This is a genomic window from Cupriavidus sp. TMH.W2, assembly GCF_050847365.1.
Classification (GTDB): Bacteria; Pseudomonadota; Gammaproteobacteria; order Burkholderiales; family Burkholderiaceae; genus Cupriavidus.
The window spans coordinates 592,096-616,859 of the sequence record NZ_CP193793.1 but is presented as its reverse complement, the minus strand read 5'-3'; the positions used below and the strand labels follow the sequence as shown (position 1 = coordinate 616,859).

Below are 24,764 nucleotides of genomic sequence, written 5' to 3'. Positions count from 1 at the left end.
CCTACAGTTCCAGCTCTGCTTTGGCGAGGATGTTCTTCTGGATTTCCTCCGAGCCGCCGTAGATGGTGAGCTTTCGCAAATTGAGATAGTTGGCGACCTGAGCCGGTGCCTCATCGGGCAGCAGCCCGCCGCTCTGCCAGCCGAGATTCTTTCCTTCCGGTGGATATGCCAGTGCATCGGTGCCCAACGCGTCCAGGTGGAGCTCGCTGACCTGCTGCGCCAATTGACAACTGCGGATCTTGAACAGGGAGGCCTTGGTGCCAACGTCGCCGCCGCGATCCGCGTCTGAAATCGCTCGCAATAGCGTGTACTCGAGCGCATCCACTTCGATGGAGATGCGCGCGACGCGCTCGCAGAACGTCAGATCTTCGCTGAGCGGCCCGCTTGTTCCTTGCCTGGACTTCACCGTCTCCAGAAGCAATCGAAGATTGCGTCGGATGTGGCCAATCATGGAGGTGGAAAAACGCTCGTGCCGCAGCAGGTACTTCGCGCAGTCCCATCCTTGATGCAGGCCGCCGACCAGATTTTCCGCCGGCACGCGGACGTCGTCGAAGAACACCTCGTTGACTTCGTGCTTGCCGTCAAGGGTGATGATCGGTCGAACCGTGATCCCTGGCGACTTCATGTCGATAAGCAGGAAGGAGATACCTCGCTGCTTTTTCGCCTCCGGATCGGTTCGCACCAGACAGAACATCATGTCGGCGTGTTGCGCGTAGGTCGTCCAGATCTTTTGCCCCTTGACGATGAACGCGTTGCCATCCAGCCGTGCTGCCGTGGACAGGCTGGCGAGATCCGATCCCGCGCCGGGTTCCGAATAGCCCTGACACCACCAATCGTCGCCGCTGCGGATCCGCGGCAGATATCGCTGCTTTTGCTCGTCGCTGCCAAAGGCAATCAGAACAGGCGCCACCATCCGCACGCCGAACGCAATGGGCTCCGGGGCTCCGGCCAACGCGCATTCTTCGGTGAAGATGTAGCTTTGAACAGGATTCCAACCTGTGCCGCCGTGCTCGACAGGCCAGTTGGGCGCACTCCAGCCTCGGTCAGCAAGAATCTTCGTCCACCGGACGATGTCCTCTTTGCCAAGAGGACGGTTTTCCATAACCTTCTGCTGGATATCTTTGGGTAGATTGTTGCGCAGGAATATGCGCACTTCATCGCGGAACTGCTCGTCCGCTGCGCTAAAAGTGAGTTGCATGTTGGATTCCACTGGACTGCGACACCGCTGGGCCGGGCGACGGCGGGAATGACGCTATCTTTCGCGGGACGAGGCTGCCCCGCGAAAACGCACGGTGTGCCTGCTCACCAGGCTTCCATCCAAGGACGCAGATCGAGCTCGTGGGTCCAGGCATCCCGCGGTTGCTGATGCAACATCCAGTACATATCCGCGATGTGGTCGGGATTCAGGATGCCGTCCCGGTCCTTCAAGGCATATCGCTCAGGAAAAGTTTCACGGATGAACTCGGTGTCGATCGCGCCATCGACAATGGGGTGTGCGACGTGAATGCCCTTGGGCCCGAGCTCGCGTCCCATCGATTGGGCCAAGGCTCGCAGTCCATGCTTTGCGCCGGAGAATGCAGCGAAGCCGGCACGTCCGCGCACACTGGCCGTCGCGCCGGTGAAGAAGATGGATCCGCGCTGGCGCGGCAGCATCACACGTGCCGCCTCTCGCCCCATCAGGAAGCCGCCGAAGCAGGCCATCTCCCAAACCTTGAAGTAGACACGCGCGGTCGTTTCAAGGATGTCAAACCTGACGTTGGCGCCAATGTTGAAAACGGCCACTTCCACGGGAGCGATGTTCTTTTCGATCTCTTCGAACAGGGCCGTCATCTGCTCCTCTTCCCGCGCGTCGGATCCGAAGGCATGCGCCTCGCCGCCATCCGCGCGGATCTGGTCGACCAACGGCGCGAGCTTCTCCACGTTTCGGCGCGTCACGCAGGCTATGTAGCCCTCGCGCGCGAAGCGTCGCGCGATCGCGCCGCCAGTGGAATCCCCTGCGCCAATGACGACGATCGCCTTCTTGTCGCTCATTCTTGTCTCCTTGTATCGAATTCAAAATCAAAGACTGCATTGCGGTTCAGTATGGACGGCAAGAGCAGCATGGTCAATCCATTCGACCTGATTTTTTTGATTTTTGAACCGCTAAGCGACATACTTAACTGCAGTGCAGTTCATTTATGCATCACGCAACGATTGGAGACAGGCCATGCAGCAAGCAAAAAACAACCCTTACAGCACTTATTCGCGGCTTCATGAAGTGATTTATGGACGAGCGGAGGAAGCCCCCGCCTCGCTCGCGATGCGCGACGCGAAGTACCAACTGACATACGGGGAGCTGCTGGAGGTCGTCGAATCCACTGCCAACACCCTCAAAGGGTTGAGCGTCCGACCCGGCGACCGCATCTTGCTCGTTGCCGAAAACTGCACGGCACTCGCGACGCTAGTGCTCGCTGCCAGCGCGTGCGATGCGTGGGCGGTCGTCGTAAACGCCCGCTTGTCGGCTCGCGAAATCGATTCGTTCGTCGAGCACTCGGGGGCGCGCCGCGTATTCTTCACCGGCGAATTCTCGAAAGATGCACGCGCTCACGCCGAGCGCTTTGGCGCAGCCTCGCAAGCTTTGGGTCGGGTGGGCACGGTAAGTGTCAGCGGACTTAATGAACTGGCTACCCCGGAAGCGGTTTGCATCGCGCCGGAAGAACAGGTCGCCGCGATGATTTATACGTCGGGAACTTCGGGCCGACCGAAAGGCGTCATGCTCACGCACGCGAACCTGCTTTTCATGGCGTCATCCTTCCAAGCGTTGCGGAGGGTTGGGCCAGGCGACATCGTCTATGGCGTTCTTCCGATGGCTCACGTCGTGGGCCTCTCGTCCCAACTGCTGGGCGCGCTTTTCTGTGGCGCGGCCCTGGTTCTGGACGAACGTTTCACGCCGGAGCGATTGCTCGCGGAACTCCGCAACGGCTTGACCGTGCTTATCGGCGTGCCCGCCATGTATGCGCGGATGATCGACTGGTGTGCCAAGGAAGGCATCACCCTGCGGGGCCACGCTCTGCGCGTGCTCGGAACTGCGGGAGCCCCGCTTACGCCGGATCTCAAAGCAGCGATCGAAGCGGCGTTCGGCTGCCCGCTGCAGAATGGATACGGGCTCACCGAAATGTCTCCGACGGTGGCCCAAACCAGGCTGGAGTCTCCGCGTAAGGACTGCTCCATCGGTGCGCCGATCCCCGGCGTGGAAATTCGCATTGTTGATCTCAATGGAAACGACGTGGGCGAGGGAGAGACCGGGGAACTTTGGGTACGCGGGCCCAACCTCATGAAGGGTTACTACCACGACGAGGACCAGACACGTCGCGCCGTGAATACGGAGGGCTGGTTCAATACCGGCGACATGGCACGGCAGGGGTCCGACGCAGCACTGTTCATCGTGGGCCGCACGAAGGAGTTGATTATCCGCTCCGGGTTCAACGTTTACCCCGTGGAAGTCGAGGAAGTGCTGAACAGCCACCCCGCGGTCGTACAGTCGGCCGTGGTTGGCCGCAGCGTGCAAGATAACGAAGAGGTCGTTGCATTTATTGAGATTGCATCCAATGCCGACCTCTCGAAGGATGAACTCATGGCGTTCCTCCGGCGGCAGCTCTCGCCCTACAAGATTCCAGCAGAAGTCCGGACAATGCCGACCTTACCGGCGGCGCCCACAGGCAAGCTCTTGAAGAACGAGATGAAGCATCTTGCGGCACGGCCGGCGAGCGCGCCTCAATTGACGCTCTAACGGCACTCGCCCGGAGATGCGACAGCGGCTGTAGTATCCTAACCGGTTAGTCATGCTTCCTAAGCCACTCTGGTACCAGGAGGCATTGCTACCGGCCTGCAAGCACCTACACAGAAAGACATCGGCACCATGGCACCAGCAAAGGGAAAAATTCTCGAACCGGCCCCCGGCATCAGTGATCAGGGCGACTTTGACGAGGAATCCAGCCCCGATGCAGGCCAGGACCGGCATTTTGTTACGGCGCTCGCGCGCGGCCTCGAGGTCCTGAGTTGCTTCCAGTCGGGAGATTCATTCCTGGCCAATAGCGAGATCGCGTTGCGATGCGGTCTGCCAAAGTCGACGGTCACTCGACTTACCTATACCCTGACGAAACTAGGCTATCTGCACGTGCTTCCCGACAGCGGCAGGTACCGGCTTGGCACGGCAACAGGAGCCCTCGGCAGCTCCATGTTCGTCAATCTCGACGTCCGACAGGTTGCAAGACCGTTCATGCAGCTTTTGGCCGCGGAGACGGGTGCCGTCGTTGCCTTGAGCGTTCGGGATCGCCTGTCGATGCTCTATCTCGAATGCTGCCGCAGTACTTCCATTGTGACCTTGAGTCTCGATGTCGGATCTCGCATACCGCTCGGCACGAGTGCGGCAGGCCGCGCCCTGCTTTCAGCGCTGTCGCCCAACGAACGCGAGGCGATGCTGGAGCGGATTCGCGAGATTGACGAGGCGGCGTGGCCCAAAATCCAAATGGAAATCGCCGAATCCGTCGAAGAATTTCAGGCGACGGGCTGCGTAACTTCTGCCGGCTCGTGGGTGAAGGAAGTTCACGGTATCGCAGCGCCCTTCTTTCCCGGGCGCGGGCTGCCGATGATGGCCCTTAGCGTTGCGGGTGCCGCAGGCTATTTTCCGGTATCCCGACTGCATGAGGAGATTCGTCCCAAGCTCCTGGAGACGCTGAAAGAGATTGAACGCAGCCTTGGCCAGCGCTTTGGCGAAGCCCCGGCCGCCAAACGGCCGGTTCGAACCTGAGTTTCGCACGTCTCACGCTGCATTCGGCGACTGGCTACACGGCGTCCCGATTCTTCCCGCGAATCCACGGGACGCTGTTCAAGAATGCATAGCACGCCATCGCCAGTAGCAAAATATCAAGCAGTTCGTTGAGCTCCGCCTTGTCGCCGGCGGCCACGATCCAACTCGCGCTGGCAACAATAGCGGCGCGCGAAACGGCTGCGACGACGGACCAGCCCATCTGCTTCGCCCCTTGCGATGCAAAGTACAGTGCCAGTCCCAGCCCGAACATGCCGAAGCCTGGCCCCACCCGCTGAAGGTAGGCGCTGCCAATCCGAATCACTTCCGGTTCTCGCGTAAATAGCGTGAGCCAAGCGTCAGGGCAGACGGCCGCGGCCACACCAATGCACTCGCACATCACCGCCGCGGTCAGCGCTCCTTTCCAGGCAATCTTCCTCGCTCGCGCGTGATTGCCAGCTCCCGTGCTCATCCCGATCATCGGGATCATCGGATGACGAAATTCCGCCCCCCAGGGCGCCCGCCGAAAGCATCTGCATCACCATTACCGACGGGAACAATGATGCCGACACCGCTAGCGCAACGGCGAAATGGCAGCCTCACGCAGTACGTTCTTCAAGATCTTCCCCGTGGCCGCCGACGGCAGTTGCTCGAGCAAGCGAACTTCGGATGGAAGCTTGTAGGGAGAGAGGCGTTGGCGTAGGTACACCAACAGTTCGTCAACGTCGATTGAAACGCCGGCCTGCGCCTCTACGAACGCCACGACCTCCTCATTGTCCTGCGCCACGCGCCCGACAACCGCAGACTGGACGACTCCCGGATAGGTGTTGATCGCCTGCTCGACTTCCGCTGGATAAACGTTAAAGCCCGACCGTATGATCATTTCCTTGGTCCGGCCGACAATAAACAGTGCGCCACCACGGTCGCGATGGGCGAGATCACCCGTGTTGAACCAACCCTCCGCATTGATGGCTGCACGCGTTTGTTCGGGTGACTTGTAGTAGCCCTTCATAAGGTTCGGTCCACGCACCCAGAGTTCGCCCACCTGCCCGTCGACCACATCTTGTCCTTGCGTATCGACAATGCGTAGATCCACGCCGGGCAGCGGGCGCCCCACTGATGTGTCCGCGCGATCTTCGCTCGCGCGAGTCAGAGACACGGTCGGAGACATCTCGGTCAGCCCGTAGCTATTCAGCAGCGAGACACCCAAGGCCAAGGAAACATCGGTTTTCAACTCGGGAGTCATGGGCGCTCCCGCGACACTGGCGCGCCGTAGACGAGGTGCGTGGATGGCGTGCCCGCTTGTTCTGGACCAATCGAGGAGCTTGGAATACATTGCGGGCACTCCCGCAATGGTCGTGACGCCATCTTCCTGAAGCGCACGTGTGAACCGTTCTGGCGAGAATCTCGGCTCGAGGATCAGGGTGCTACCACAGTCCGCGGTTCCAATCAGCAAGGCAGATAGCCCGATGATGTGAGCCATTGGCAAAACGCCGTAGACCACTTCATCAGAGCCCAGGCCGCGGACTTCCTTGGCGGCCCGACAGGAAAATATCAGGTTCGCGTGCGTCAGCATGACGCCTTTCGGGCTGCCAGACGTTCCAGAGGTATAAATCAATGTCGCGACCTGCTCGGTCGGCTCCTCGTGCGTTGGCTCCGGGACGGCTGAGGCATTCAACGGGCCAATCCCAATGCGGCCAACGCCCTCCCACTCCTGGGTGGCGGCACCAGCTAGCTCGGCGTGTTGCGCCGCTTCTGCCGATACATCCACGGTATAGACGGACAGCCGGGCACCCGAATGCTCCTGAATGAGCTGCACTTCTCTGGGGGAAAGACGAGCATTCACGACCACGGACCATGCGTCAATATGGCTGAGCGCAAACACGAAGATACCGATGGCCACGCAATTCTCGCCAACGATGATGACTCGGTCTCCCCGCCGCACACCATGCGATACAAGCTGACGAACACACGCGTGGACGCATTCGTTCAGTTCGCCGTACGTGAGCGATACCTTGGAATCTTGAATAGCGGGGTGTTCCGGCCGGCTTTGCACCCAGGGCGCAAGCACCTCGTGAATGCGCCGGACATCAATCTCTTTGCTGCACATGTCTCCTCCTTCTGTCCGCTTTTGACGCGTTCTTTATGACAGGGGGTTGCTGTTAGAGAGAACCCGTCGCTTTACTTCTGGCAGAGCTGCGTTACGATCTCCTCTTCGACCTCTCGCAGTCGATCCTTTCCAAAGAAGATCTCCGATCCGACGAGAAAGGTCGGCGACCCGAAGGCGCCTTGGTCAAAAGCGCGCCGGGTATTTTCGATAAGCTCTTCCTTGACTGAGGCGTCCTGAATCCACTCCAGGAACTTCGCACTGTCCAGCCCGGCGCCCTCGAGGGCGGCCTTGATGACTTCCGGATCGTCAAGCTTCATTTCACGCTCCCACATACCCGCAAACATGAGGTCAACGTACTTCTCAAACGGGCCATCATGCTGCGCGCCGACTGCACCGCGCATCATCTGGAGAGTATTGACAGGGAAATGCGGATTCATCTTGTACGCGTCCAAGCCGTGGCGTTTGGTGAATCGCACTACCTCCAGCCGGTCGTACTCGCGCTTGTTCTTAATGCCCGCAAACGCTTCGGCAGGAGACCGGTTTCCCGTCAACCGAAACAAGCCGCCCAACAGGATGGGCACGTAGCGAAACTTGACCCCAGTGCGGGCCTCGATCTCCGGAATAACCTTGTGGCAGAGGTACGCATTGGGGCTGCCAAAATCGAACAGGAATTGCACATCAACATCATTCATTGCTTCGGTCTCCGTGGTTTTGGAATGGGGCGCATCCAATAAGGTTGTAGAGTCAGGGGCTGCGTAGCGACTTGAGATGCGCGTCCCGCAATTCCTTCTTGCGCAGCTTGCCCGTTGGAAGACGTGGGAAGTCCAGCACGAAGGCGAACGTGCGCGGAACACGGACGGGTCCAAGGAGCGTCCGGCACAGGGTTCGGAGCTCGCCATCAAGACCATCGATGTCCGTTGTGCCACTCACCTGCACCACGGCGTGTACGGCATCGCCAAACTCGTCGTCCGGCACGCCGAAAACGGCCGAGTCCAAGACTTCGGGATGACGAAGCAGCGCTTCCTCGATCTCGACGGGATAGATGTTGACGCCGCCCGAGATGATCGTGAAGTCGCGGCGGTCCGTCAGGTAAAGATATCCTTCGTCGTCAACGTGTCCGACGTCGCCGTAGGTCCAGTAGCCTTGATGGCTTCTACTTGCGTCCGTCTTGTCACTGTCCTTCCAATAGGAGAACTGCGCTTGCGTTTCGAAGAAAATGGTCCCTGTCGTTCCGGCAGGCACTTCCTGCTCATGCTCGTCCAGGACGTGAATAAGTCCGTCGGTTGGCCTGCCTACGGAGCCCTTATGCAAGAGCCACTCGTCTGAACTGATTGCGCAGGCACCGATGCCCTCTGTGCCTGCGTAGTATTCGTGCAGGATGGGGCCCCACCACTCGATCATCGCTTCCTTGACATGAACCGGGCATGGTCCCGCTCCATGCACAGCAATGCGATGGCTCTTGAGCGAATATCCGAGCCGCTCGTTGGCATCCAGCCTGAGCAGTCGATGGAACATCGTAGGTACCCAGATGCTGTGGGTCACGTAGAACGAATCGATGGCACTCAACGCCATCCTCGGGTCAAAGTGTTCGAGGATGACCGTACTGCCACCGGCAGCCAGCGTGAGTGAAACGTTGCGATGGGGTGCAGCGTGATAAAGGGGTGACGTACTGAGATGCACCATCGCTGGTCCCACACCAGGCTTGCCTTCCTGAGAAACATCGCGTGGGTCCGCTGCGTCGAACGGGATAGCTGGGATGGGCTTGCGCACTCCCTTCGGCCGCCCTGTCGTGCCGGATGAGTACATCATCTCTCGCCCTCGAGCTGGGCTCGAGATTAGCGTCCGCGGCATTGATAGAAGTACATCTTCAAGACGTTCGAACCCGGGGATGTCGACTCCGATGGCGAACAGCAGTGCAGATTTCCACTGCTTGTCCGAGACCGCACTGCCCGCTGTAGACATGCCCGAAACGATGACGGCCGCCGCTCCCGAATCCTGCGCAACATAGTGAAGATCGTCAGCGCTGAGTTTCGTCGAGGCGGGAGTGAAAACAACTCCTGCGCGCTGGCAGCCCCACGCGAGGTATAAGAACTCAGGACAATTGTCGACGGCAAACAGGACGGCATCTCCCTTTCCTATCCCTCGACTCACAAGCAAATGAGCTACACGATTTGCTTCCTCGTCTAGCTGCCTATAGGTGACCGTGCGCCCGCTCGGCACGAAGTGCGCAGCTACCTTGTTGGGGGTCACTCTTGCATGCCAGTGAGGGTGTCTCATACTTTTCGCTCCCACTCGGTGCCACGCAAGTTGGCACTGCAAGTGCGTAGATTACGCATGGTGTTCTCCTCAGTTTCGCTTGGCGCACCAGAACTATGGCGTTTGCATCACGTTGCAAGTTCCCGAGCATTTTTGAGAAAACCTGCCACGCAGAACAATATACCGCCATGCGGTTTGTATTGCAATCGCAACTGAGAATGTAACATGTATAGTGCATAAAATAGACACGTCGTTCCGCTATGCAGTTCTTTGAACGAAATTTTGGATGGCTTCCCACCTCGGGGCGCTCTTTCGTCGCCCCGTCGCTGGTCGTCAAAGGGCATCTCAGGCTCGCGCAAGAGGAACTGGCCCGGGAGTTGGGATTCTTCTTTCTGACGAACCTCGCCCTTGGAAAAACGCGTGCCGTGTCCGCGTGACATCGGCCGCTCAGGGTAAGGCGCGCGCTGCTGAAGTCGCTGAACTCTGACGTTGCAAAGGCACTAGTGCGCGTTCTTTGCGATGCACGGCATCGGCGCCTCTGTCATGCTCGCGTGCCGACAATTGGGCAATACTCTCATTCACGAGCCGCGACCTTTTCGGCCGTCGTAGACCGCATCTGATCTGTCACCGCTGCAACAGGAATGTGCCAACACGCAGGGCGGTTCCAGTCCGACTCCCACCGGCCCTTGCCTGTCGAGCTGTCGCAGGCTGCGAAATAGCAAGCGGTTGCAGCCCCGGTCCTACCGGCCATCAACCTCCCCCGCGATCGGCCAGGAAGCGACCTCGAATTTCCCCCTACCGCGCCATCCAGACGACCGCTTTACTCTAGATGCTCCAGTGACCGCAGTGGGTCGGCTACGGCCTCCTGCAATCCTCGGCCTGGATGGGGGCGTTTCGGCGCGTAGATATTCGTAACGGCAAGTTGCTGCCACGCGCTGTCGAACGCAAATTCACTGATCCAGCGACGGTGCGCCGCCCCCAGTCGGCTCGGCCGCTGTAGCGCACACCGTGTGAAAGCAGAAAGGCCTTCAGCCGTTGCCGGGCGCGCTTCAGATCGTCTTTGGCGCTGCCCCACGCGCGTGCCAGATCCCGGAATGCTTCGTCCTGGACGCTGGGCGCGTACACCGCCGACAGGTCCCCTGCACGCAACGCGAACGCACGAGCTTGACCGCATCGCGCCGATCGGTCTTGACGCGCTCGCCGGGTTTCTTCGGGATTAGCGACGGCGCTCAGACCATGCACTCGAATCCCTTCCCTGCAAGCTGCCTGTAAAGGCCGTATCCGCATGGGCGAGCAGCGGTCAGCCTTTCACACAGACAATCTGCTTAAGCGTGTGAACCACTTCCACCAAATCGGCTTGTGCGCGCATGACCGCGTCTACGTCCTTGTAAGCCTCGGGCGCTTCGTCTATCACTGCCGGATCCTTCCGGCACTCGACACCGGCCGTCTGTCGGGCCAAGTCCTCCACTGTGAAGCGGCGCTTAGCCTCGCTACGACTCATCAGCCGCCCCGCGCCGTGCGAACAGCTTTCGAAGCTCTCTGGATTACCCTTGCCGCTCACTATGAAAGAGTGTGTTCCCATACTGCCCGGAATAATGCCCATCTCACCTTTCCCAGCCCGCACCGCCCCTTTGCGGGTGACGTAGACCTCTTGCCCGAAGTGCATCTCTCTCTGAACATAGTTGTGGTGACAGTTGACTGCCTCGATATGCGTTTGAAATGGCTTGCTGATAACAGTACGTAAGGCACCGATCATTCTCCGCATCATCAGCTCACGATTCAATCTGGCGAACTCCTGCGCCCATCCGACTGCCCGCACATAATCACGGAAGTATTTTGACCCCTCCTCGAGATAGGCCAGATTTTGGTCGGGAAGGTGCACATCATGCCGCATGGCATCTTTTTTTGCCAATTCAATGAACATCGACCCTATTGCATTTCCGACGCCTCGCGAACCTGAGTGGAGCATTAACCAAACATATGCTTCCTCATCCAGACATACCTCTCCATAATGGTTGCCAGTCCCCATTGTTCCCAAATGGATTCTGTTATTCGTCTTTTTTAGACTTGGATAATCGTTGCACAATTCACGAAAGCTAGGCTCAATTACCGCCCAAGCTTTATCGACATCCTCGGGCACATTGTTCCACGCACCTGGATCGCGCTTTCCGCTCCCACGTCCATGAGGAATTGCACGCTCGATTGCTGACCGTAAAGGACCAAGGTTAAGTGGTAAGTCTTCGGCACGAAGACTGGTTTTCGCAGCAATCATTCCGCAGCCGATGTCCACGCCCACCGCGGCGGGGATCACCGCGCCCACGGTCGGGATCACCGAGCCGATGGTCGAGCCCTTGCCCAGATGTACATCCGGCATCACCGCGAGATGGCGGAAGATAAACGGCATCTGCGCGGTGTTCACCAGTTGCTGGCGGGCAGCGCCCTCCACCGGGACACCGCGCGTCCATAGCTTGACCGGCTTGCCGGCGCCGGTGTCCAGCACGTCGTAGTGGCGCTTGTCCGTCATGGCCGCCCCTGGCTGTGTCGTCGCGGATTGCACATTAGACGGCCGACACCAGCCGAGGATTCCCCCACCTTAACCCAGCAGGAAGCTGCCAAAGGCGCCCAGGTCGACATTGCCGCCCGAGATGATGATCCCCACGCGCTTGCCCTTCACATCCAGCTTGCCGTGCAGCACCGCGGCGGCGGCCAGGCAGCCGGTGGGCTCGGCCACGATCTTCATGCGCCCGGCAAAGAACTTCATGGTGTCGACCAGTTCGGCATCCGACACGGTGACGATATCCGTCACCAGTTCGCGGATCACGGTGAAGGTGTGGTTGCCCAGGAACGGCGTCTGCGCGCCGTCGGCGATGGTGCGCGGGGTATCGATGCGCACGATCTTGCCGCTGCGCAGGCTGCGCTGGCCGTCGTTGCCGGCCTCGGGCTCGACGCCGTACACGGCGCAGCCGGGCGACATCGCCTGCGCGGCGACCGCGCAGCCCGACAGCAGCCCGCCGCCGCCCAGGCATACCACCAGCATGTCCAGCGGGCCGGTTTCCTCGAACAGTTCCTTGGCGGCCGTGCCCTGCCCCGCCATCACATGCGGGTGGTCGTAGGGCGGGATCAGCGTCATGCCGCGCTCGGCGGCGATGCGCCGGCCCAGCGCCTCGCGGTCGTCCTGGTAGCGGTCGTACAGCACCACTTCAGCGCCATAGCCGCGCGTGGCCTCGATCTTGATCGCGGGGGCATCCTGCGGCATCACGATCACCGCCTGCACGCCCAGCAGCCGGGCCGACAGCGCGATCGCCTGCGCATGGTTGCCGGAGGAGAACGCCAGCACGCCGCCGGCCTTCTGCTGCGGCGTGAACTGGGCGATGGCGTTATAGGCGCCGCGGAACTTGAAGGCGCCGATGCGCTGGAAGTTCTCGGCCTTGAAGAACAGCTGCGCACCGGTGGCCGCGTCCGCGGTGGAAGAGGTCAGCACCGGGGTGCGGTGGGCCGCCGCGCGGATGCGTTCGTGGGCGGCGGCGACGTCGTCGAAGGAAATGGGCAGGGCGGTCATGGCGGTGGCAAGGAAGCTGGGACGGGCCAGTTTACCCGTCCCGGGGCCGGCTTGCAGCCACGCCGTCCCGGCCTGGCGCTATGCCGCGGCCAGCCTGTGAGCCGTGCGCCGCTGCGTGCCTGGCGTACCGGCTGCCAGGTGCGAGCCGCCGCCCTCGCCCGGCAGGCGGAAGAACGCCACCACCTCGCTGAGTTCACGCCCCTGCTCTTCCAGCGCGCGCGATGCGTCGGCCGCCTCGCTCACCAGCGACGCGTTCTGCTGCGTCACCTGGTCGATCTGCACGATGGCCTGGTTGACCTGCTCGATGCCGCGGGTCTGCTCGGCCGAGGCCGTGGCGATTTCTTCCACGATGCCGGTCACGCGCGCCACGGCCTGGGTCACCTCGGCCATGGTCTGGCCGGCCTCGGTCGCCAGCGACGAGCCGTCGTGCACCTGGCGCCCCGAGGCCTCGATCAGCTCCTTGATCTCCTTGGCCGCGCTCGACGAGCGCTGGGCCAGCCCGCGCACCTCGCTGGCCACCACAGCAAAGCCGCGGCCCTGCTCACCGGCGCGCGCGGCCTCCACCGCCGCATTCAGCGCCAAGATGTTGGTCTGGAAGGCAATGCCTTCGATAATGCCGGTGATCTCCGCGATCTTGGCCGAACTGGCGCTGATGTCCTGCATCGTCCCGACCACGCGCTGCACCGTGGTGCTGCCGCGCTGCGCCACATCCGCCGCGTTGCGCGCCAGCTCGCTGGCCTGGCGGGCATTCTCGGTGTTCTGGCGCACGGTCTCGGTCAGTTCCTCCATGCTGGCCGCGGTTTCCTCCAGCGAAGCCGCCTGCTCCTCGGTGCGGCTGCTCAGGTCGGCATTGCCGCGCGCGATCTCGCTGGTGCTCACGGCAATATTGCCGCTGCTTGCGCGCACGTGGGTGACCGTGGCGGCGAGGCGCTCGTTCATGTCGCGCAGCGCCGCCAGCAGGCGGCCGGTCTCGTCATGACGATCCACCTCGATGCGCGCGCCCAGGTCGCCGCTGGCAACGGTGCCGGCCACCTCCACGGCGCGCTGGATCGGCCGCGTGATGGCGCGCGTGATCAGGATGCCGCCGGCGACGGCCAAACCCGCTGACACCAGCGAAACCAGGATCAGCAGGTTGCGCTGGCGCTCATAGTCCGCCTCGAGCTTGCGCTCCATCTCCTTCTGGCGCGCCGCGGTGAACTCGGCGTAGGTGTTGGTCGCCTTGATCAGCGCCGCCAGCAGCGGGCGGCATTGCTTGTCGATACGGGACACCGCTTCGTCGGTCTTGCGCTCCGCCGCCAGGCCGACGATGGCCGTGGCGACCGGGCCGTACTGCGCCTCGACCTTAACCACCTCGTCGACCAGCCTGCGCGCCTCGTCGCTGACGCCAGGCTGGCGCACCATCTCACTGAGCCGCGCCAGACGCGTCTGCACATCTTCGTGCGCGCGCAAGGCCTCGGCTTTCTCCTGCTGCAGCTCGGCCGCATCGGTCACCAGCACCATGTTGCGCGCCGCAACAGCACGCCGGTCCACCGCCCTGCGCACTTTCGCGGCCATGTCCGCGCGGGCGTTCAGCCCGTTCAGATAGTCGTTGAATCCGGTGGTCGCATCCCCGAGCGCATGCAGCGAATACGCCGACACCACCAGCACCATGCCGGCCAGCGTGCAGAACCCCGCCAGCAGCCGCGTGCGGATAGACAGACTCCTGAAATTCATGATCACCCCCCTTACCGTCCAAGAAGACGTATGCGCTTCGATTGTTATGGATCCAACCATTGCATGCCCGACGACTGCATGCCACTGCGCGCCCGTTCCTGCTGGTCGGCCCGGTGTTTGCGATCGGCAGGGGTGCATGGCCCCGGCAACTGTCTGCGCATCCGTGCTCTTTGTTGCGCTGCTAACGGTCTGGGCATGGGGAACTGATCCCCACGGAAGTGGGGGTACGGGTAAACGAAACGGGAGCGGGCAGTGAGCACAAGAAGCCGCAGGCGCCCGCCGACGGTCAGGCCACTGCCGCCGCCCCCTGCCCCGCCTGCAAACTGCGCCGCGCCAGCAGGTCCAGCGCCACGTCCACAATCATGTCTTCCTGCCCGCCCACCATGCGCCGCTTGCCCAGCTCGACCAGGATGTCGACCGTGCCCAGGCCGTAGCGCGCCGCGGCGGCCTCGGCATGGCGCAGGAAGCTGGAATAGACCCCGGCGTAGCCCAGCGCCAGGGTCTCGCGGTCCACGCGCACCGGGCGGTCCTGCAGCGGGCGCACGATGTCGTCGGCGGCATCCATCAGCGTGTAGAGGTCGCACCCGTGCTGCCAGCCCAGGCGTTCGGCGGCGGCGATGAAGACTTCCAGCGGGGCGTTGCCGGCGCCGGCGCCCATGCCGGCCAGGCTTGCGTCGATGCGGTCGCAGCCCTCTTCCACCGCGACGATGGAGTTGGCCACGCCCAGACTGAGGTTGTGGTGGGCGTGCATGCCGGTCTGTGTCTCTGGCCGAAGCACATCCTTGAAGGCGCGGAAGCGCTCGCGCACGTCCTGCATGCCCAGCGCGCCGCCGGAATCCACCACGTACACGCACTGCGCGCCGTAGCCTTCCATCAGCTTCGCCTGCTGCGCGAGCGCCGCGGGCGTGGTCATGTGGCTCATCATCAGGAAGCCGACGGTGTCCATGCCGAGCTCGCGCGCGTATTCGATGTGCTGGCGCGACACGTCGGCCTCGGTGCAATGCGTGGCCACGCGCACCACGCGCGCGCCGGCATCATAGGCGGCGCGCAGGTCGTGCACGGTGCCCACGCCCGGCAGCAGCAGCGTGGCCACGCGGGCATGGCGCACGGTCTCGGCCACGGCGGCGATCCATTCCAGGTCGGTATGGGCGCCAAAGCCATAGTTGAAGCTGGAGCCCGACAGCCCGTCGCCGTGCGCGACCTCGATCGAATCCACGCGCGCGGCGTCAAGCGCGGCGGCGATGCGGCGTACCTGGTCCAGGCTGTACTGGTGGCGGATGGCGTGGCTGCCGTCGCGCAGCGTCACGTCGGAGATGTAGAGCTTCTTGGTGGGTTGTGCGGTCATAGTGGTCTCCCTGCCTTCGGTGCGTTCATGGCGTGGCAAGCGGCTCATGCGCAAAGCCTGGTCTCGGCCAGGCGCTCGGCGCAGGCCAGCGCCGCGCTGGTCATGATGTCGAGGTTGCCGGCATAGGCCGGCAGGTAATGGGCGGCGCCCTCCACCTCCAGGAAGATCGAGGTCTTGAGCCCGCTCATGGGTCCCAGGCCGGGGATATTCAATGGCGCCGACGCGGCGATACGCTCGAACTGCACGCGCTGCTTGAGCCGGTAACCCGGTACGTAAGCCTGTACTGCCTGCGCCATCGCTTCGACGCTCGCCGCAATTTGCGCTTCATCGCCGCCCTCCGACAAGGTGAAGACCGTGTCGCGCATCATCAGCGGCGGTTCCGCCGGGTTGAGTACGATGATGGCCTTGCCCCGTGCCGCGCCCCCCACCGAGCACAGTGCCTGGCTGGTGGTCTCGGTGAACTCGTCGATATTGGCGCGCGTGCCGGGCCCTGCCGATTTGCTGGAGATCGACGCGACGATCTCGGCGTAGTGCACGTTGGCCACGCGCGACACGGCAGCCACCATGGGGATAGTGGCCTGGCCGCCGCAGGTGACCATGTTGATGTTGGCTGCGTCCAGGTGCTGGTCCAGGTTGACCACGGGCACCACGTACGGCCCGATCGAAGCCGGTGTCAGGTCGATCACGCGCACGCCGTGCTGCTGCAGCACGCGGTTGTGGTGCGCATGGGCGCCCGCCGAGGTGGCATCGAAGGCGATGCGGATATCGCCGAAGCCCGGCATGCCGACCAGCCCCTCGATGCCTTCGGCCGTGGTTGGCACGCCCAGGCGCGCGGCACGGGCCAGCCCGTCCGACGCCGCATCGATGCCCACCATGGCGCCCATCTCCAGGTTCCGGCCGTGGCGCATCACCTTGATCATCAGGTCGGTGCCGATATTGCCGGAGCCGATGATGGCCACCTTGTGCCGGCCGCTTGCTTTCATGTCCATGTCGTTGTCCTTTTCGCTTGAGTCCTGACGCGTCAGCGGCCCAGTTCCCTGGCAGTCTTGCCGCCGATGCCGAACTGCACCTTCGGCACTTCGGTGATCATCACGCGCACGGTTTCCACCGGCGCACCCACCGCTTCGACCGCGGCATCGGTGAGCGCGCGGATCAGGCGCGCCTTCTGTTCTTCGGTACGGCCTTCGATCAGGAAGACCTGCATGATTGGCATGGTGTGTCTCCTTGGTCCTCGGTTCAGGTGAAGCGCATCGATACCGTGCCCAGGTGCTGGTAGCGCACGGTAATGTTGTCGCCGGCCGCCACCGCGATGGCCTCGGTCACGCCGCCGGTCATGATGAAGGTGCCCGCCGGCAGCTCGCGCCCGCGCGCGCCCAGCATGTTGGCCAGCATGGCGACGCTGTTGGCCGGGTGCCCCAGCACCGCCGCGCCGGCCGCGGTGGCCACCACCTCGCCGTTCTTTTCCAGCACCACGCCCAGGTTCTTCAGGTCCAGGCCCTCGGCGCCGCGGTGCGTGCCGCCCACGACGAAGCGCGCCGACGAAGTGTTGTCGGCAATCACGCTCTTCAGGTCGAAGCGGAAGTTCTCGTAGCGCGAGTCGATCACCTCCACCGCCGGCACCACGAAGTCGGTCGCCGCCAGCACGTCGCCGATATGGCAGCCCGGCCCCCTGAGCGGGGCCTTCAGCACGAAGGCGATCTCGGCCTCCACCTTGGGGTGGATCAGCGTGCCGGTATCGATGGCGCCGCCGTCCATGCAGGCGCCGTAGTCGGTCAGGAAGCCGTACACCGGGTCGCTCACGCCCATCTGGCGCATCTTGGCGAACGAGGTCAGGCCCATCTTGAGTCCGGCGATGCGGGTGCCGCGCGCCTCCTTGCGCGCGCGGATGGCGTCCTGGATGGCGTAGGCGTCGTCCCAGTCCATGTCCGGGTATTCGTCGGTGATCTTGCGCACCGCCTCGCGCTGCAGCTCGGCGTTCTCCAGGTGTTCGGCGAGCCGGGCGATGGTGTCTTGTGTCAGGGTCATGGCTTTGTCCTGCGCAGGGTTCGGGAAGAGATCGGGATCAAACGAAGCGCACGCCGGCCGAGCCGATGCCGCCCAGGCTGATGCGCAGCTGGTCGCCGGCGGTTACGGGCACCATGGCGGCAAGCGAGCCGGACAGGATCACCTCGCCACGCTTCAGGCCGATGCCCAGCCTGCCAAGCGTGTTGGCCAGCCATGCCACCGCGTTGACGGGGTGCCCCAGCGCGGCCGCGCCGGCGCCGGTGGCGACGATCTCGCCGTTCTTCTCCAGCGTCATGCCGACCGTGCCCAGGTCCACGCTGCGCGGGTCCACCGCGGCGTCGCCCAGCACGAACACGCCTGACGATGCGTTGTCCGCCACGGTGTCCTGGATGCGGATCTTCCAGTCGCGGATGCGTGAGTCGACGATCTCGAAGCAAGGCAGCACGCAGGCGGTGGCGCGCAGCACGTCGGCATTGGTCACGCCCGGCCCTTTCAGGTCGTCCTTCAGCACGAAGGCGATCTCGCCTTCGGCCTTGGGCGCGATCAGGGTGTCGGCGGGAATCGCCGCGCCGTCGGGGAAGACCATGCCCGACAGCAAGTGGCCAAAGTCGGGCTGGCGCACGTCGAGCATGTCCATCACCACGCGGCTGGTCACGCCGATCTTCTTGCCGACCACGCGCTCGCCGGCGTCAAGCCGGTGCTGCACCATCGCCAGCTGGATGCGGTAGGCATCGTCGATGGCCAGGTCCGGCCAGGATTCGGTCAGCGGCGCCACCGGGCGGCGGGTGGCAAGCGCCTGGTGCAGGCCGGCGCCGATCTCAAGGATAAGTTCGCTATGCATGATGGGACCTCACAGCCGCACGCAGACGTTGCGCAGCTCGGTATAGAACTCGAGCGAATGGACACCGCCCTCGCGGCCGATGCCGGACTGCTTCGCGCCGCCGAAGGCGGTGCGCAGGTCGCGCAGGAACCAGGCATTGATCCAGCAGATGCCGACCTCCAGCGCGCTGCCCATGCGGTGCGCGGTGCCGAGGTCGCTGGTCCAGACCGTGGCGGCCAGGCCGTACGGGGTGTCGTTGGCCAGCGCGATGACCTCCTCTTCGGTGTCGAACGGGGCGATATGGCAGCAGGGCCCGAAGATCTCCTCGCGGATCACGGCAGCGCTTTCAGGCAGGCCAGTCCAGATCGTAGGCTGCACCCAGGCGCCTTCCGCGAGCACGCCGGGCATCTGCGGCACACCGCCGCCGGTGACCACCGTGGCGCCGGCCTCGGCGGCCTGGCGGTAGTAGGACAGCACCTTGTCGCGATGCTCATGCGACACCAGCGGCCCCATGTTCACGCCGGGCTCGGAGGGTGGCCCCAGCTTCAGCCCCTCGGCCTTCGCCTTCAGCGCGGCGACAAAGCGCTCGAAGATCGGCCGCTGCACGTAGACCCGCTCGGTACCCAGGCACACCTGGCCGCTGTTCTCGAACGCCGAGCGCGTGATGCCGGCCACGGCCTTGTCGAAATCCGCATCGGCAAACACGATGCCCGCGTTCTTGCCGCCCAGCTCGAACGACACCGGGCGCACGCCACTGGCCGCGGCCTTCATGATGGCTTCGCCGGTGCGGGTCTCGCCGGTGAAGGTGATGCCATTGACCTGCGGGTGCGCGGTCAGGAAAGCACCGGCCGAATCCGGGCCGAAACCATGCACCACGTTGTAGACGCCCGGCGGCACGCCGGCTTCGTTCATCACTTCGCCCAGCAGCGTGGCGGTGGCGGGGGTTTCCTCCGACGGCTTGACCACCACCGTATTGCCGCAGGACAGCGCCGGCCCGACCTTCCAGGTCATCAGCAGCAGCGGCAGGTTCCACGGGCACACCACGCCGATCACGCCGCGCGGGCTGCGCACCGCATAGTTGATGGCCTTGCCGCCGTCGGGCGTGTCCATGGCAAAGCTCTCGGTCGGCACGTTGCGGGTCAGGTCGGCAAAGACCTTGAAGTTGGCTGCGCCGCGCGGGATGTCGATATGGCTGGCCAGCCCGAAGGGCTTGCCGGTATCGGCGATCTCCGCCTGCACGAATTCGTCGAAGCGGCGGTTGATGCCGTCGGCCACCGCGTGCAGCAGCTCGACCCGCTGCGCGACCGTCATGCGGCCCCACGGCCCCTGCAGCGCGCGGCGCGCAGCCTGCACGGCAGCGTCGACCTCGGCCTGGCCGGCCTCATGAACGTGGCCGATCAGGCTGTTGTCGGCCGGGTTGCGGTTCTCGAAGGTCCGCGCGGTGCCGACCCACTCGCCGTTGATGAAGTTCTTGAAGTCTTTCATGTTGGTTCTCTGGTATTGAAGCAATCGCGCACTGAGATCCTCCGCTCATCGTTTGGGTGCTCCCTCTCCCGCAGGCGGGAGAGGGGAGCAAACCAGCGGGAAGCGAACGGTGTGTTGGAACATTCGCGCACTGCGATCCTCCGCTTGTTGATTGGGTGCTCCCTCTCCCGCTTGCGGGAGAGGGCTGGGGTGAGGGCCGGGCCTGTCGACGAAGTGCAGCGTGTCGGTATGCCAGTGCCTGCCCTCACCCCCTGCCCCTCTCCCGCAGGCGGGAGAGGGGAGCAAACCAGCGGGAGGCCAGCGTTCACGTTCAGGTCAGCACATTCAAAAACGCCTCATTCAGCTTCCTGTCGTGATAGAAGATCGCCCGCCCGAGCTCGTTGTCGGTCCAGGTGATGGTGGGCTTGTCCGGGTAGTGGATATAGCCGCCTGAGAACACCTCGTTGCGATTGCCCGAGGGATCGAAGAAGTAGATCGTCGCGCCGCGCGTGATGCCGTGGCGGGTCGGGCCGATATCGAGCGACACATCCTTCTTGGAGATGATGTCGGCTGCCTTCAGCACCTCGCTCCAGTTGTCGAGCAGGAATGACGCATGGTGGAAGCGGTTCTTCTCCGGGTGACGGATAAAGGCGATGTCATGCGCCTTGTTCGAGCAGGTCAGGAAGGCGCCGATCAGCATCTGGCCATCGGGGCCGGCCACGACCTGCTCGGCCAGCGAGAAACCCAGCACGTCGCGGAACAGCCTGACGGTGCCGTCGATATCGTCGCCATACAGCAGGCAGTGATCGAAGCGGCTGGGCGCCATGCCGCGCAGGTCGTCCGGCCAGGGGTCGGGGTTGAGGTCGCCGGTCTTGCAGCCCAGCTTGTCCTTGTCGGCAAAGAGCTCGATGGCATGGCCGGTCGGGATGGTGAAACGAAAGCGCACGCCGGTGTGCGGATGCTCGCCCGCGGCGATCCACTGGCAAGCGGTGGCCAGGCCGGATTGCTCCACCTCCTGCGCCAGCCGCTCCAGGGTGCGGCCGCTGTCGACGCGAAAGCCCATATAGTCCATGCCCGGGCTGTCGGCCTCGCGCAGCACCACGCTGTGGTGGTCGTGCTCGTCCCATGCCTTCAGGAACACCCGGCCCTGCGCATCGCGCGCGGTTTCGATCAAGCCGAGTACCTCGGTGTAGTGTTTCAGCGTCGGCTCCAGTTCCAGCACGCGCAGGGCCACGTGCCCCGGTCGCAATACGCCTGTCAATGCCATGATGGGTCTCCTGGTGTGGTGGTGGCACTGTGTGCGTGCCACCTTCTTTGCTTGTGCTTCGTTCGCTTGCTACCGGCCCTGCTCGCGCTGGCGCTGCTTTTCCAGGCAGCGCTGCAACAGGGCCACAGGCCGCAGTCGGATATCGCTGTCCGGGTAGGTCTTGCAGGCCAGCACCAGCCCGTCGCGCTGCTCCGCTTCGGACAGGCAGGCGCGGCTCATCTTGCCGGCGTGGTAGTGGCCGGCCTCGATGCGGACCTTGCACACGCCGCAGCCGCCGCCGCGGCAGCCGGCCGGGATGCCGCGCTGGCCCAGCACTTCCATGGCACGCAGCAGGTTCTGCCCCGGCGCGCAGGGATAGCGCAGCCCGCAGCCGGCGATCTCGATGGAATGCATTGCAGCCTCCTCAGATCTTGAACAGCGGGCTGCGCGCGCTGTTCTGCGCATCCGCCGCGGACAGGAACTTCTCGGTGTGGATGTCCGCCTCGAACAGCCGGCCCTGCATCAGCGTGCGGATGCAGGCCTCGATCATCGGCGGCGGCCCGCACAGGTAGGCCTTGTGGCCGCTGAAGTCGGCATTGCCGTCCTGCGCGTAGAGCTGGTGCAGCACGTCGTGGACGTAGCCGCGCGCGCCGCTCCAGCCGCTGTCGGCGGGTTCGTCCGACAGCGCCGGCACGTAGCGGAAGTTGGGGTGGGCCTGCGCCAGCGCCCGGAACCCGGCGTCGTAGTACAGCTCGCCGCGGTTGCGCGCGCCCTGCACCAGCGTGATCGGCAGGGTCTCGCCGGCGGCCAGCAGGTCCAGGATCATCGCGCGCGGGCTGGACAGGCCGGAGCCGCCCGCCAGGAACAGCATCGGCACGCGCGCCGACTTGCGCACGAAGAAGCGGCCATAGGGCGCGGAGAACGACAATTCGTCGCCCACCGCCAGCCGGTCGTGCAGGTAGCCGGTGGCCTGCCCGTCCGGCACGCGCCGCACGTGCAGTTCGACCAGTTCGTCACCCGGCGCGTTGGCCAGCGAGAATGCGCGCGGCTGGTCGCAGCCCGGCACGTTCAGGTTCACGTACTGCCCGGCCTGGAAGGCCGTGCGCCGGTCGTCCTTGACCCGCAGCCAGATGCCCAGGATGGTGGGCGTCAGGGCGCGCGTCTCGACCACTTCGGCGCGGTAGTCGGCCAGCGGCAAGCCCAGCGCATCGGCGTCCTCCTCGATATCGGCCTCGATCACCAGGTCGGACTGCGCGGTCGCGCAGCAGGCCAGGCACTGGCCGTTGTCGCGCTCGAAATCCATCAGCGCGAAGCTGGACGCCTCGCCCTGGTCGACCTCGCCGTCCACCACCTGCACCTTGCAGGTGGCGCACAAGCCGTGGCAACAGGCATGGGGCAACCACACGCCGTTGCGCAGGCAGGCATCCAGCACGGTCTGCCCCGGAGCGATGGGGATGGTCTGCCCGATCGGTTCAATGGTCAGCGAATACATCTTGGTCTCCTTCCGGTGGTGCGCTCGCCCGTGCGCCTCAGCTGCGGCTGCCGCCGATGCCGTCCAGCCCCGGCGTGCGGAAGCGGATCACGTCCTTGTGGCCCAGGCCGTTCTCTTCCAGCGAGCGGTCCAGGTCCGGCTGCCAGAGCTGGCCGGCGCGCAGCCACTGCACCTGGCCCCAGTCGATGCGGGCAAAGTCGGGGTGGTAGCCGTAGACGCCGGGCAGCACCTTGTCCACCACCTCGCGCAGCGGCATCGACGGCGGGAACGGGAAGCAATGCGGGGCGCAGAACAGCAGGTGGCCGTCCCAGCCGATATAGAGCAGGCGGTTGCCGTGGAACACGGCCTCGCGGTCGGCCGCCTCGAAGGCGTAGTCGCCGATGGATACGACGGGCATGGTTGTCTCCTTGTCTTGTGATGGGGCGGCTTCAGGCGGCGTCCGCGGCGGGCCCGATGCCCTTCCAGGCGTTCCAGTTGCGCTGGTCCTGCGAGCCCTCGAAGTCCAGGTTGTCCGCGCCCGGGTTCAGCCGGTACCACTTGAGCACGTCCTCCAGCGTGGCGCCGCCGCAGTTGCCCTGGTAGATCTGGTGCACCGGCAGCCAGGCCTGCGCGTACTTGGCGGGCTCGCCGTCGAAGATATCCTTGCAGCCGTCCGAGCAGAAATGGAACTTCATGCCGTGGTAGCTGCTTTCGCGGTAGCAGGTCTGGGTGGGGTCGTCGGGCTCCGAGAACACCATCGGGATCTGGCAGGTCTGGCACAGCATCGGCAGCGTGGCGTTGTAGAAGCGCTCGCCGGCCTGCTGGCGCTCCTGCCAGTGGTCCAGGCGCGGCTTGTAGTAGCGCTCGAAGGTCTGCGGGTACTTCTCGGACAGCCATGCCATCTCGTCGGCCTTGGGCACCCAGGTGTGAAAGCCGGCTGCGCCCGCGTAGTTGTAGAAGGTGGCCCACGCTTCGTGCGTGATGCGGTCCTTGGTTTTGGTGGCGACCTCGTGGTACTTGGGCATGCGCAGGCCGTAGCGCTCGAGGTCCTTGAACAGCGCCCCGCCCGCCTGCTCGAAGTACATCTCCCAGGCCTCGGCCCACGACATCACCCGCTTGGGCAGCATGTAGTCCATCATCATGCCGACCAGCGTGAGCAGGCGGAAACCGCGCCAGAACCACTTGTCCAGCCACTTCTGCAGGATCGGGATGTTGCCGGCGTCCTGCTCGCACAGGAACTTGACCACCTCCAGGCCCAGCGTCATGTGGCGCGACTCGTCGGACTGCGCGGAGAAGCCGAAGGTCACCGTGGCCATGTCGCCGTTGTAGGCGGCGCCCGACATGAACGGCATGAACAGCAGGTTGGTCAGCACGTACTCGAACGAGAACGAGATCGCGGTGATGAACTCGAACGGCCCCGCGCTCATCGCGTCCTCGAAGTAGGACTTGGGCACCGACAGGTACCAGACCCGGTCGTGCATGTGGCGCCATTCGCCAAAGCCGTGGAAGTACTTGTTGTAGACCGACAGCGTGTGCAGCTGGGTCTGGGCATGGCGCAGCTCGTCGATCGACTGCATCTGCGCCGCCACGCGCGCGCCGGCGCCGCGGAAGTGACGGCCCAGGTGGGCGTAGCCGCGGTGGGCGGCATATTCCAGCGGCGTCACGCCGGTCAGGAACAGCCGCAGCGCGTTCAGGTAGCGCGGATCGGATACGTTCAGGTGGCCGTTGTTCTGCACGAACGAATCGATGATCGCGTACAGCTTGCGCTCCTTCTCCGACTGGTATTTCCAGTAGGCATCCATGGTCATGCGGAACGGGTCTTCCCATTTGTCCCAGTCGTGGATGCGGATGCCCTCGTACTTGTCGAACGGGAAAACCTTGTCCATCGGCTCGTAGGTCGTTTCCCAGGCCAGGTCCCGCGTCATCGAGGCGTACTTCTCGCGCAGGTTGAGCTTCTTGCGTGCGTCCATGATGTCTCCGTGATGTTCTC

Annotated in this window: 22 protein-coding genes and 1 pseudogene; 2 read left to right on the top strand and 21 right to left on the bottom strand. The window is 63.8% G+C overall.

Annotated features, from left to right (window positions below; genetic code table 11):
• Position 1: 1 nt before the first annotated feature.
• A complete protein-coding gene (locus ACREYQ_RS20410) occupies positions 2 to 1,198 on the bottom strand; it encodes an acyl-CoA dehydrogenase family protein (RefSeq protein WP_432261991.1) in 1,197 nt (398 codons plus the stop codon).
• A gap of 104 nt (positions 1,199 to 1,302) precedes the next feature.
• The gene (locus tag ACREYQ_RS20405; protein WP_432261990.1) at positions 1,303 to 2,031 is read right to left on the bottom strand and encodes an SDR family oxidoreductase; all 729 of its coding nucleotides are present in this window, start codon (positions 2,029 to 2,031) and stop codon (positions 1,303 to 1,305) included.
• Between the two features lie 175 nt (positions 2,032 to 2,206).
• Here ACREYQ_RS20405 and ACREYQ_RS20400 point away from each other — a divergent pair, with 175 nt between their 5' ends.
• A complete protein-coding gene (locus ACREYQ_RS20400) occupies positions 2,207 to 3,769 on the top strand; it encodes a class I adenylate-forming enzyme family protein (RefSeq protein ID WP_432261989.1) in 1,563 nt (520 codons plus the stop codon).
• A gap of 129 nt (positions 3,770 to 3,898) precedes the next feature.
• Positions 3,899 to 4,789, top strand: coding sequence for an IclR family transcriptional regulator (locus ACREYQ_RS20395; protein WP_432261988.1), 891 nt, complete (start codon positions 3,899 to 3,901; stop codon positions 4,787 to 4,789).
• 34 nt (positions 4,790 to 4,823) lie between these two features.
• Here ACREYQ_RS20395 and ACREYQ_RS20390 read toward each other — a convergent pair whose 3' ends face one another.
• The 19 genes and pseudogenes from ACREYQ_RS20390 to ACREYQ_RS20300 all read right to left on the bottom strand — a co-directional run bounded on the left by ACREYQ_RS20390 (position 4,824) and on the right by ACREYQ_RS20300 (position 24,744).
• Complete coding sequence (locus ACREYQ_RS20390; RefSeq protein WP_432261987.1) at positions 4,824 to 5,276, bottom strand: MATE family efflux transporter; 453 nt, start codon at positions 5,274 to 5,276, stop codon at positions 4,824 to 4,826.
• A gap of 84 nt (positions 5,277 to 5,360) precedes the next feature.
• Positions 5,361 to 6,896, bottom strand: coding sequence for a class I adenylate-forming enzyme family protein (locus ACREYQ_RS20385; RefSeq protein WP_432261986.1), 1,536 nt, complete (start codon positions 6,894 to 6,896; stop codon positions 5,361 to 5,363).
• Between the two features lie 71 nt (positions 6,897 to 6,967).
• Positions 6,968 to 7,588 carry a 2-hydroxychromene-2-carboxylate isomerase gene (locus ACREYQ_RS20380; protein ID WP_432261985.1) on the bottom strand — a complete coding sequence of 207 codons (621 nt, stop codon included), beginning with the start codon at positions 7,586 to 7,588 and terminating at the stop codon, positions 6,968 to 6,970.
• A gap of 52 nt (positions 7,589 to 7,640) precedes the next feature.
• On the bottom strand, positions 7,641 to 9,146 hold the full coding sequence (locus ACREYQ_RS20375) for an AMP-binding protein (protein WP_432261984.1): 1,506 nt from the start codon (positions 9,144 to 9,146) through the stop codon (positions 7,641 to 7,643).
• 922 nt (positions 9,147 to 10,068) lie between these two features.
• Positions 10,069 to 10,468 (bottom strand): annotated as a pseudogene (locus ACREYQ_RS20370) (IS110 family transposase); the annotation flags it as partial.
• Complete coding sequence (locus ACREYQ_RS20365) at positions 10,453 to 11,676, bottom strand: RtcB family protein (protein ID WP_432261983.1); 1,224 nt, start codon at positions 11,674 to 11,676, stop codon at positions 10,453 to 10,455. The gene ACREYQ_RS20365 and the pseudogene ACREYQ_RS20370, both read right to left, overlap by 16 nt.
• A gap of 69 nt (positions 11,677 to 11,745) precedes the next feature.
• On the bottom strand, positions 11,746 to 12,711 hold the full coding sequence (locus tag ACREYQ_RS20360) for a threo-3-hydroxy-L-aspartate ammonia-lyase (protein ID WP_432261982.1): 966 nt from the start codon (positions 12,709 to 12,711) through the stop codon (positions 11,746 to 11,748).
• 78 nt (positions 12,712 to 12,789) lie between these two features.
• Positions 12,790 to 14,424: a methyl-accepting chemotaxis protein gene (locus ACREYQ_RS20355; protein WP_432261981.1), complete on the bottom strand. Its 1,635-nt coding sequence runs from the start codon at positions 14,422 to 14,424 to the stop codon at positions 12,790 to 12,792.
• A gap of 286 nt (positions 14,425 to 14,710) precedes the next feature.
• Positions 14,711 to 15,769: a 4-hydroxy-2-oxovalerate aldolase gene (gene dmpG, locus ACREYQ_RS20350; protein ID WP_432261980.1), complete on the bottom strand. Its 1,059-nt coding sequence runs from the start codon at positions 15,767 to 15,769 to the stop codon at positions 14,711 to 14,713.
• A 44-nt stretch (positions 15,770 to 15,813) separates the two neighbouring features.
• Positions 15,814 to 16,758, bottom strand: coding sequence for an acetaldehyde dehydrogenase (acetylating) (locus ACREYQ_RS20345; RefSeq protein ID WP_432261979.1), 945 nt, complete (start codon positions 16,756 to 16,758; stop codon positions 15,814 to 15,816).
• A 32-nt stretch (positions 16,759 to 16,790) separates the two neighbouring features.
• Complete coding sequence (locus ACREYQ_RS20340) at positions 16,791 to 16,982, bottom strand: 2-hydroxymuconate tautomerase (protein ID WP_432261978.1); 192 nt, start codon at positions 16,980 to 16,982, stop codon at positions 16,791 to 16,793.
• A gap of 23 nt (positions 16,983 to 17,005) precedes the next feature.
• Positions 17,006 to 17,794, bottom strand: coding sequence for a 2-oxo-3-hexenedioate decarboxylase (gene dmpH / locus ACREYQ_RS20335; protein WP_432261977.1), 789 nt, complete (start codon positions 17,792 to 17,794; stop codon positions 17,006 to 17,008).
• A gap of 37 nt (positions 17,795 to 17,831) precedes the next feature.
• On the bottom strand, positions 17,832 to 18,614 hold the full coding sequence (gene dmpE, locus ACREYQ_RS20330) for a 2-oxopent-4-enoate hydratase (protein WP_432261976.1): 783 nt from the start codon (positions 18,612 to 18,614) through the stop codon (positions 17,832 to 17,834).
• Between the two features lie 9 nt (positions 18,615 to 18,623).
• Positions 18,624 to 20,078, bottom strand: a complete 1,455-nt coding sequence (locus tag ACREYQ_RS20325) for a 2-hydroxymuconic semialdehyde dehydrogenase (protein WP_432261975.1) — start codon at positions 20,076 to 20,078, stop codon at positions 18,624 to 18,626.
• Positions 20,079 to 20,388: 310 nt separating this feature from the next.
• Positions 20,389 to 21,324, bottom strand: coding sequence for a catechol 2,3-dioxygenase (locus tag ACREYQ_RS20320; protein ID WP_432261974.1), 936 nt, complete (start codon positions 21,322 to 21,324; stop codon positions 20,389 to 20,391).
• A 69-nt stretch (positions 21,325 to 21,393) separates the two neighbouring features.
• Complete coding sequence (locus ACREYQ_RS20315; protein ID WP_432261973.1) at positions 21,394 to 21,717, bottom strand: 2Fe-2S iron-sulfur cluster binding domain-containing protein; 324 nt, start codon at positions 21,715 to 21,717, stop codon at positions 21,394 to 21,396.
• A 10-nt stretch (positions 21,718 to 21,727) separates the two neighbouring features.
• Positions 21,728 to 22,795, bottom strand: coding sequence for an NADH:ubiquinone reductase (Na(+)-transporting) subunit F (locus ACREYQ_RS20310; RefSeq protein ID WP_432261972.1), 1,068 nt, complete (start codon positions 22,793 to 22,795; stop codon positions 21,728 to 21,730).
• A 37-nt stretch (positions 22,796 to 22,832) separates the two neighbouring features.
• A complete protein-coding gene (locus ACREYQ_RS20305; protein WP_432261971.1) occupies positions 22,833 to 23,192 on the bottom strand; it encodes a phenol hydroxylase subunit P4 in 360 nt (119 codons plus the stop codon).
• A gap of 31 nt (positions 23,193 to 23,223) precedes the next feature.
• A complete protein-coding gene (locus ACREYQ_RS20300) occupies positions 23,224 to 24,744 on the bottom strand; it encodes an aromatic/alkene/methane monooxygenase hydroxylase/oxygenase subunit alpha (RefSeq protein ID WP_432261970.1) in 1,521 nt (506 codons plus the stop codon).
• Positions 24,745 to 24,764: the final 20 nt, after the last annotated feature.

Excerpts from the sequence above, each read along its gene's own strand:
- dmpE (WP_432261976.1), bottom strand. The coding sequence starts at position 18,614 with ATGCATAGCGAACTTATCCTTGAGATCGGCGCCGGCCTGCACCAGGCG.
- ACREYQ_RS20395 (WP_432261988.1), top strand. The coding sequence starts at position 3,899 with ATGGCACCAGCAAAGGGAAAAATTCTCGAACCGGCCCCCGGCATCAGT.
- ACREYQ_RS20355 (WP_432261981.1), bottom strand. The coding sequence starts at position 14,424 with ATGAATTTCAGGAGTCTGTCTATCCGCACGCGGCTGCTGGCGGGGTTC.
- ACREYQ_RS20410 (WP_432261991.1), bottom strand. The coding sequence starts at position 1,198 with ATGCAACTCACTTTTAGCGCAGCGGACGAGCAGTTCCGCGATGAAGTG.
- ACREYQ_RS20325 (WP_432261975.1), bottom strand. The coding sequence starts at position 20,078 with ATGAAAGACTTCAAGAACTTCATCAACGGCGAGTGGGTCGGCACCGCG.
- ACREYQ_RS20385 (WP_432261986.1), bottom strand. The coding sequence starts at position 6,896 with ATGTGCAGCAAAGAGATTGATGTCCGGCGCATTCACGAGGTGCTTGCG.
- ACREYQ_RS20390 (WP_432261987.1), bottom strand. The coding sequence starts at position 5,276 with ATGATCCCGATGATCGGGATGAGCACGGGAGCTGGCAATCACGCGCGA.
- ACREYQ_RS20310 (WP_432261972.1), bottom strand. The coding sequence starts at position 22,795 with ATGTATTCGCTGACCATTGAACCGATCGGGCAGACCATCCCCATCGCT.
- ACREYQ_RS20360 (WP_432261982.1), bottom strand. The coding sequence starts at position 12,711 with ATGACCGCCCTGCCCATTTCCTTCGACGACGTCGCCGCCGCCCACGAA.
- dmpG (WP_432261980.1), bottom strand. The coding sequence starts at position 15,769 with ATGACCGCACAACCCACCAAGAAGCTCTACATCTCCGACGTGACGCTG.
- ACREYQ_RS20345 (WP_432261979.1), bottom strand. The coding sequence starts at position 16,758 with ATGGACATGAAAGCAAGCGGCCGGCACAAGGTGGCCATCATCGGCTCC.
- ACREYQ_RS20340 (WP_432261978.1), bottom strand. The coding sequence starts at position 16,982 with ATGCCAATCATGCAGGTCTTCCTGATCGAAGGCCGTACCGAAGAACAG.
- dmpH (WP_432261977.1), bottom strand. The coding sequence starts at position 17,794 with ATGACCCTGACACAAGACACCATCGCCCGGCTCGCCGAACACCTGGAG.
- ACREYQ_RS20315 (WP_432261973.1), bottom strand. The coding sequence starts at position 21,717 with ATGCATTCCATCGAGATCGCCGGCTGCGGGCTGCGCTATCCCTGCGCG.
- ACREYQ_RS20300 (WP_432261970.1), bottom strand. The coding sequence starts at position 24,744 with ATGGACGCACGCAAGAAGCTCAACCTGCGCGAGAAGTACGCCTCGATG.
- ACREYQ_RS20400 (WP_432261989.1), top strand. The coding sequence starts at position 2,207 with ATGCAGCAAGCAAAAAACAACCCTTACAGCACTTATTCGCGGCTTCAT.
- ACREYQ_RS20320 (WP_432261974.1), bottom strand. The coding sequence starts at position 21,324 with ATGGCATTGACAGGCGTATTGCGACCGGGGCACGTGGCCCTGCGCGTG.
- ACREYQ_RS20405 (WP_432261990.1), bottom strand. The coding sequence starts at position 2,031 with ATGAGCGACAAGAAGGCGATCGTCGTCATTGGCGCAGGGGATTCCACT.
- ACREYQ_RS20305 (WP_432261971.1), bottom strand. The coding sequence starts at position 23,192 with ATGCCCGTCGTATCCATCGGCGACTACGCCTTCGAGGCGGCCGACCGC.
- ACREYQ_RS20365 (WP_432261983.1), bottom strand. The coding sequence starts at position 11,676 with ATGACGGACAAGCGCCACTACGACGTGCTGGACACCGGCGCCGGCAAG.
- ACREYQ_RS20380 (WP_432261985.1), bottom strand. The coding sequence starts at position 7,588 with ATGAATGATGTTGATGTGCAATTCCTGTTCGATTTTGGCAGCCCCAAT.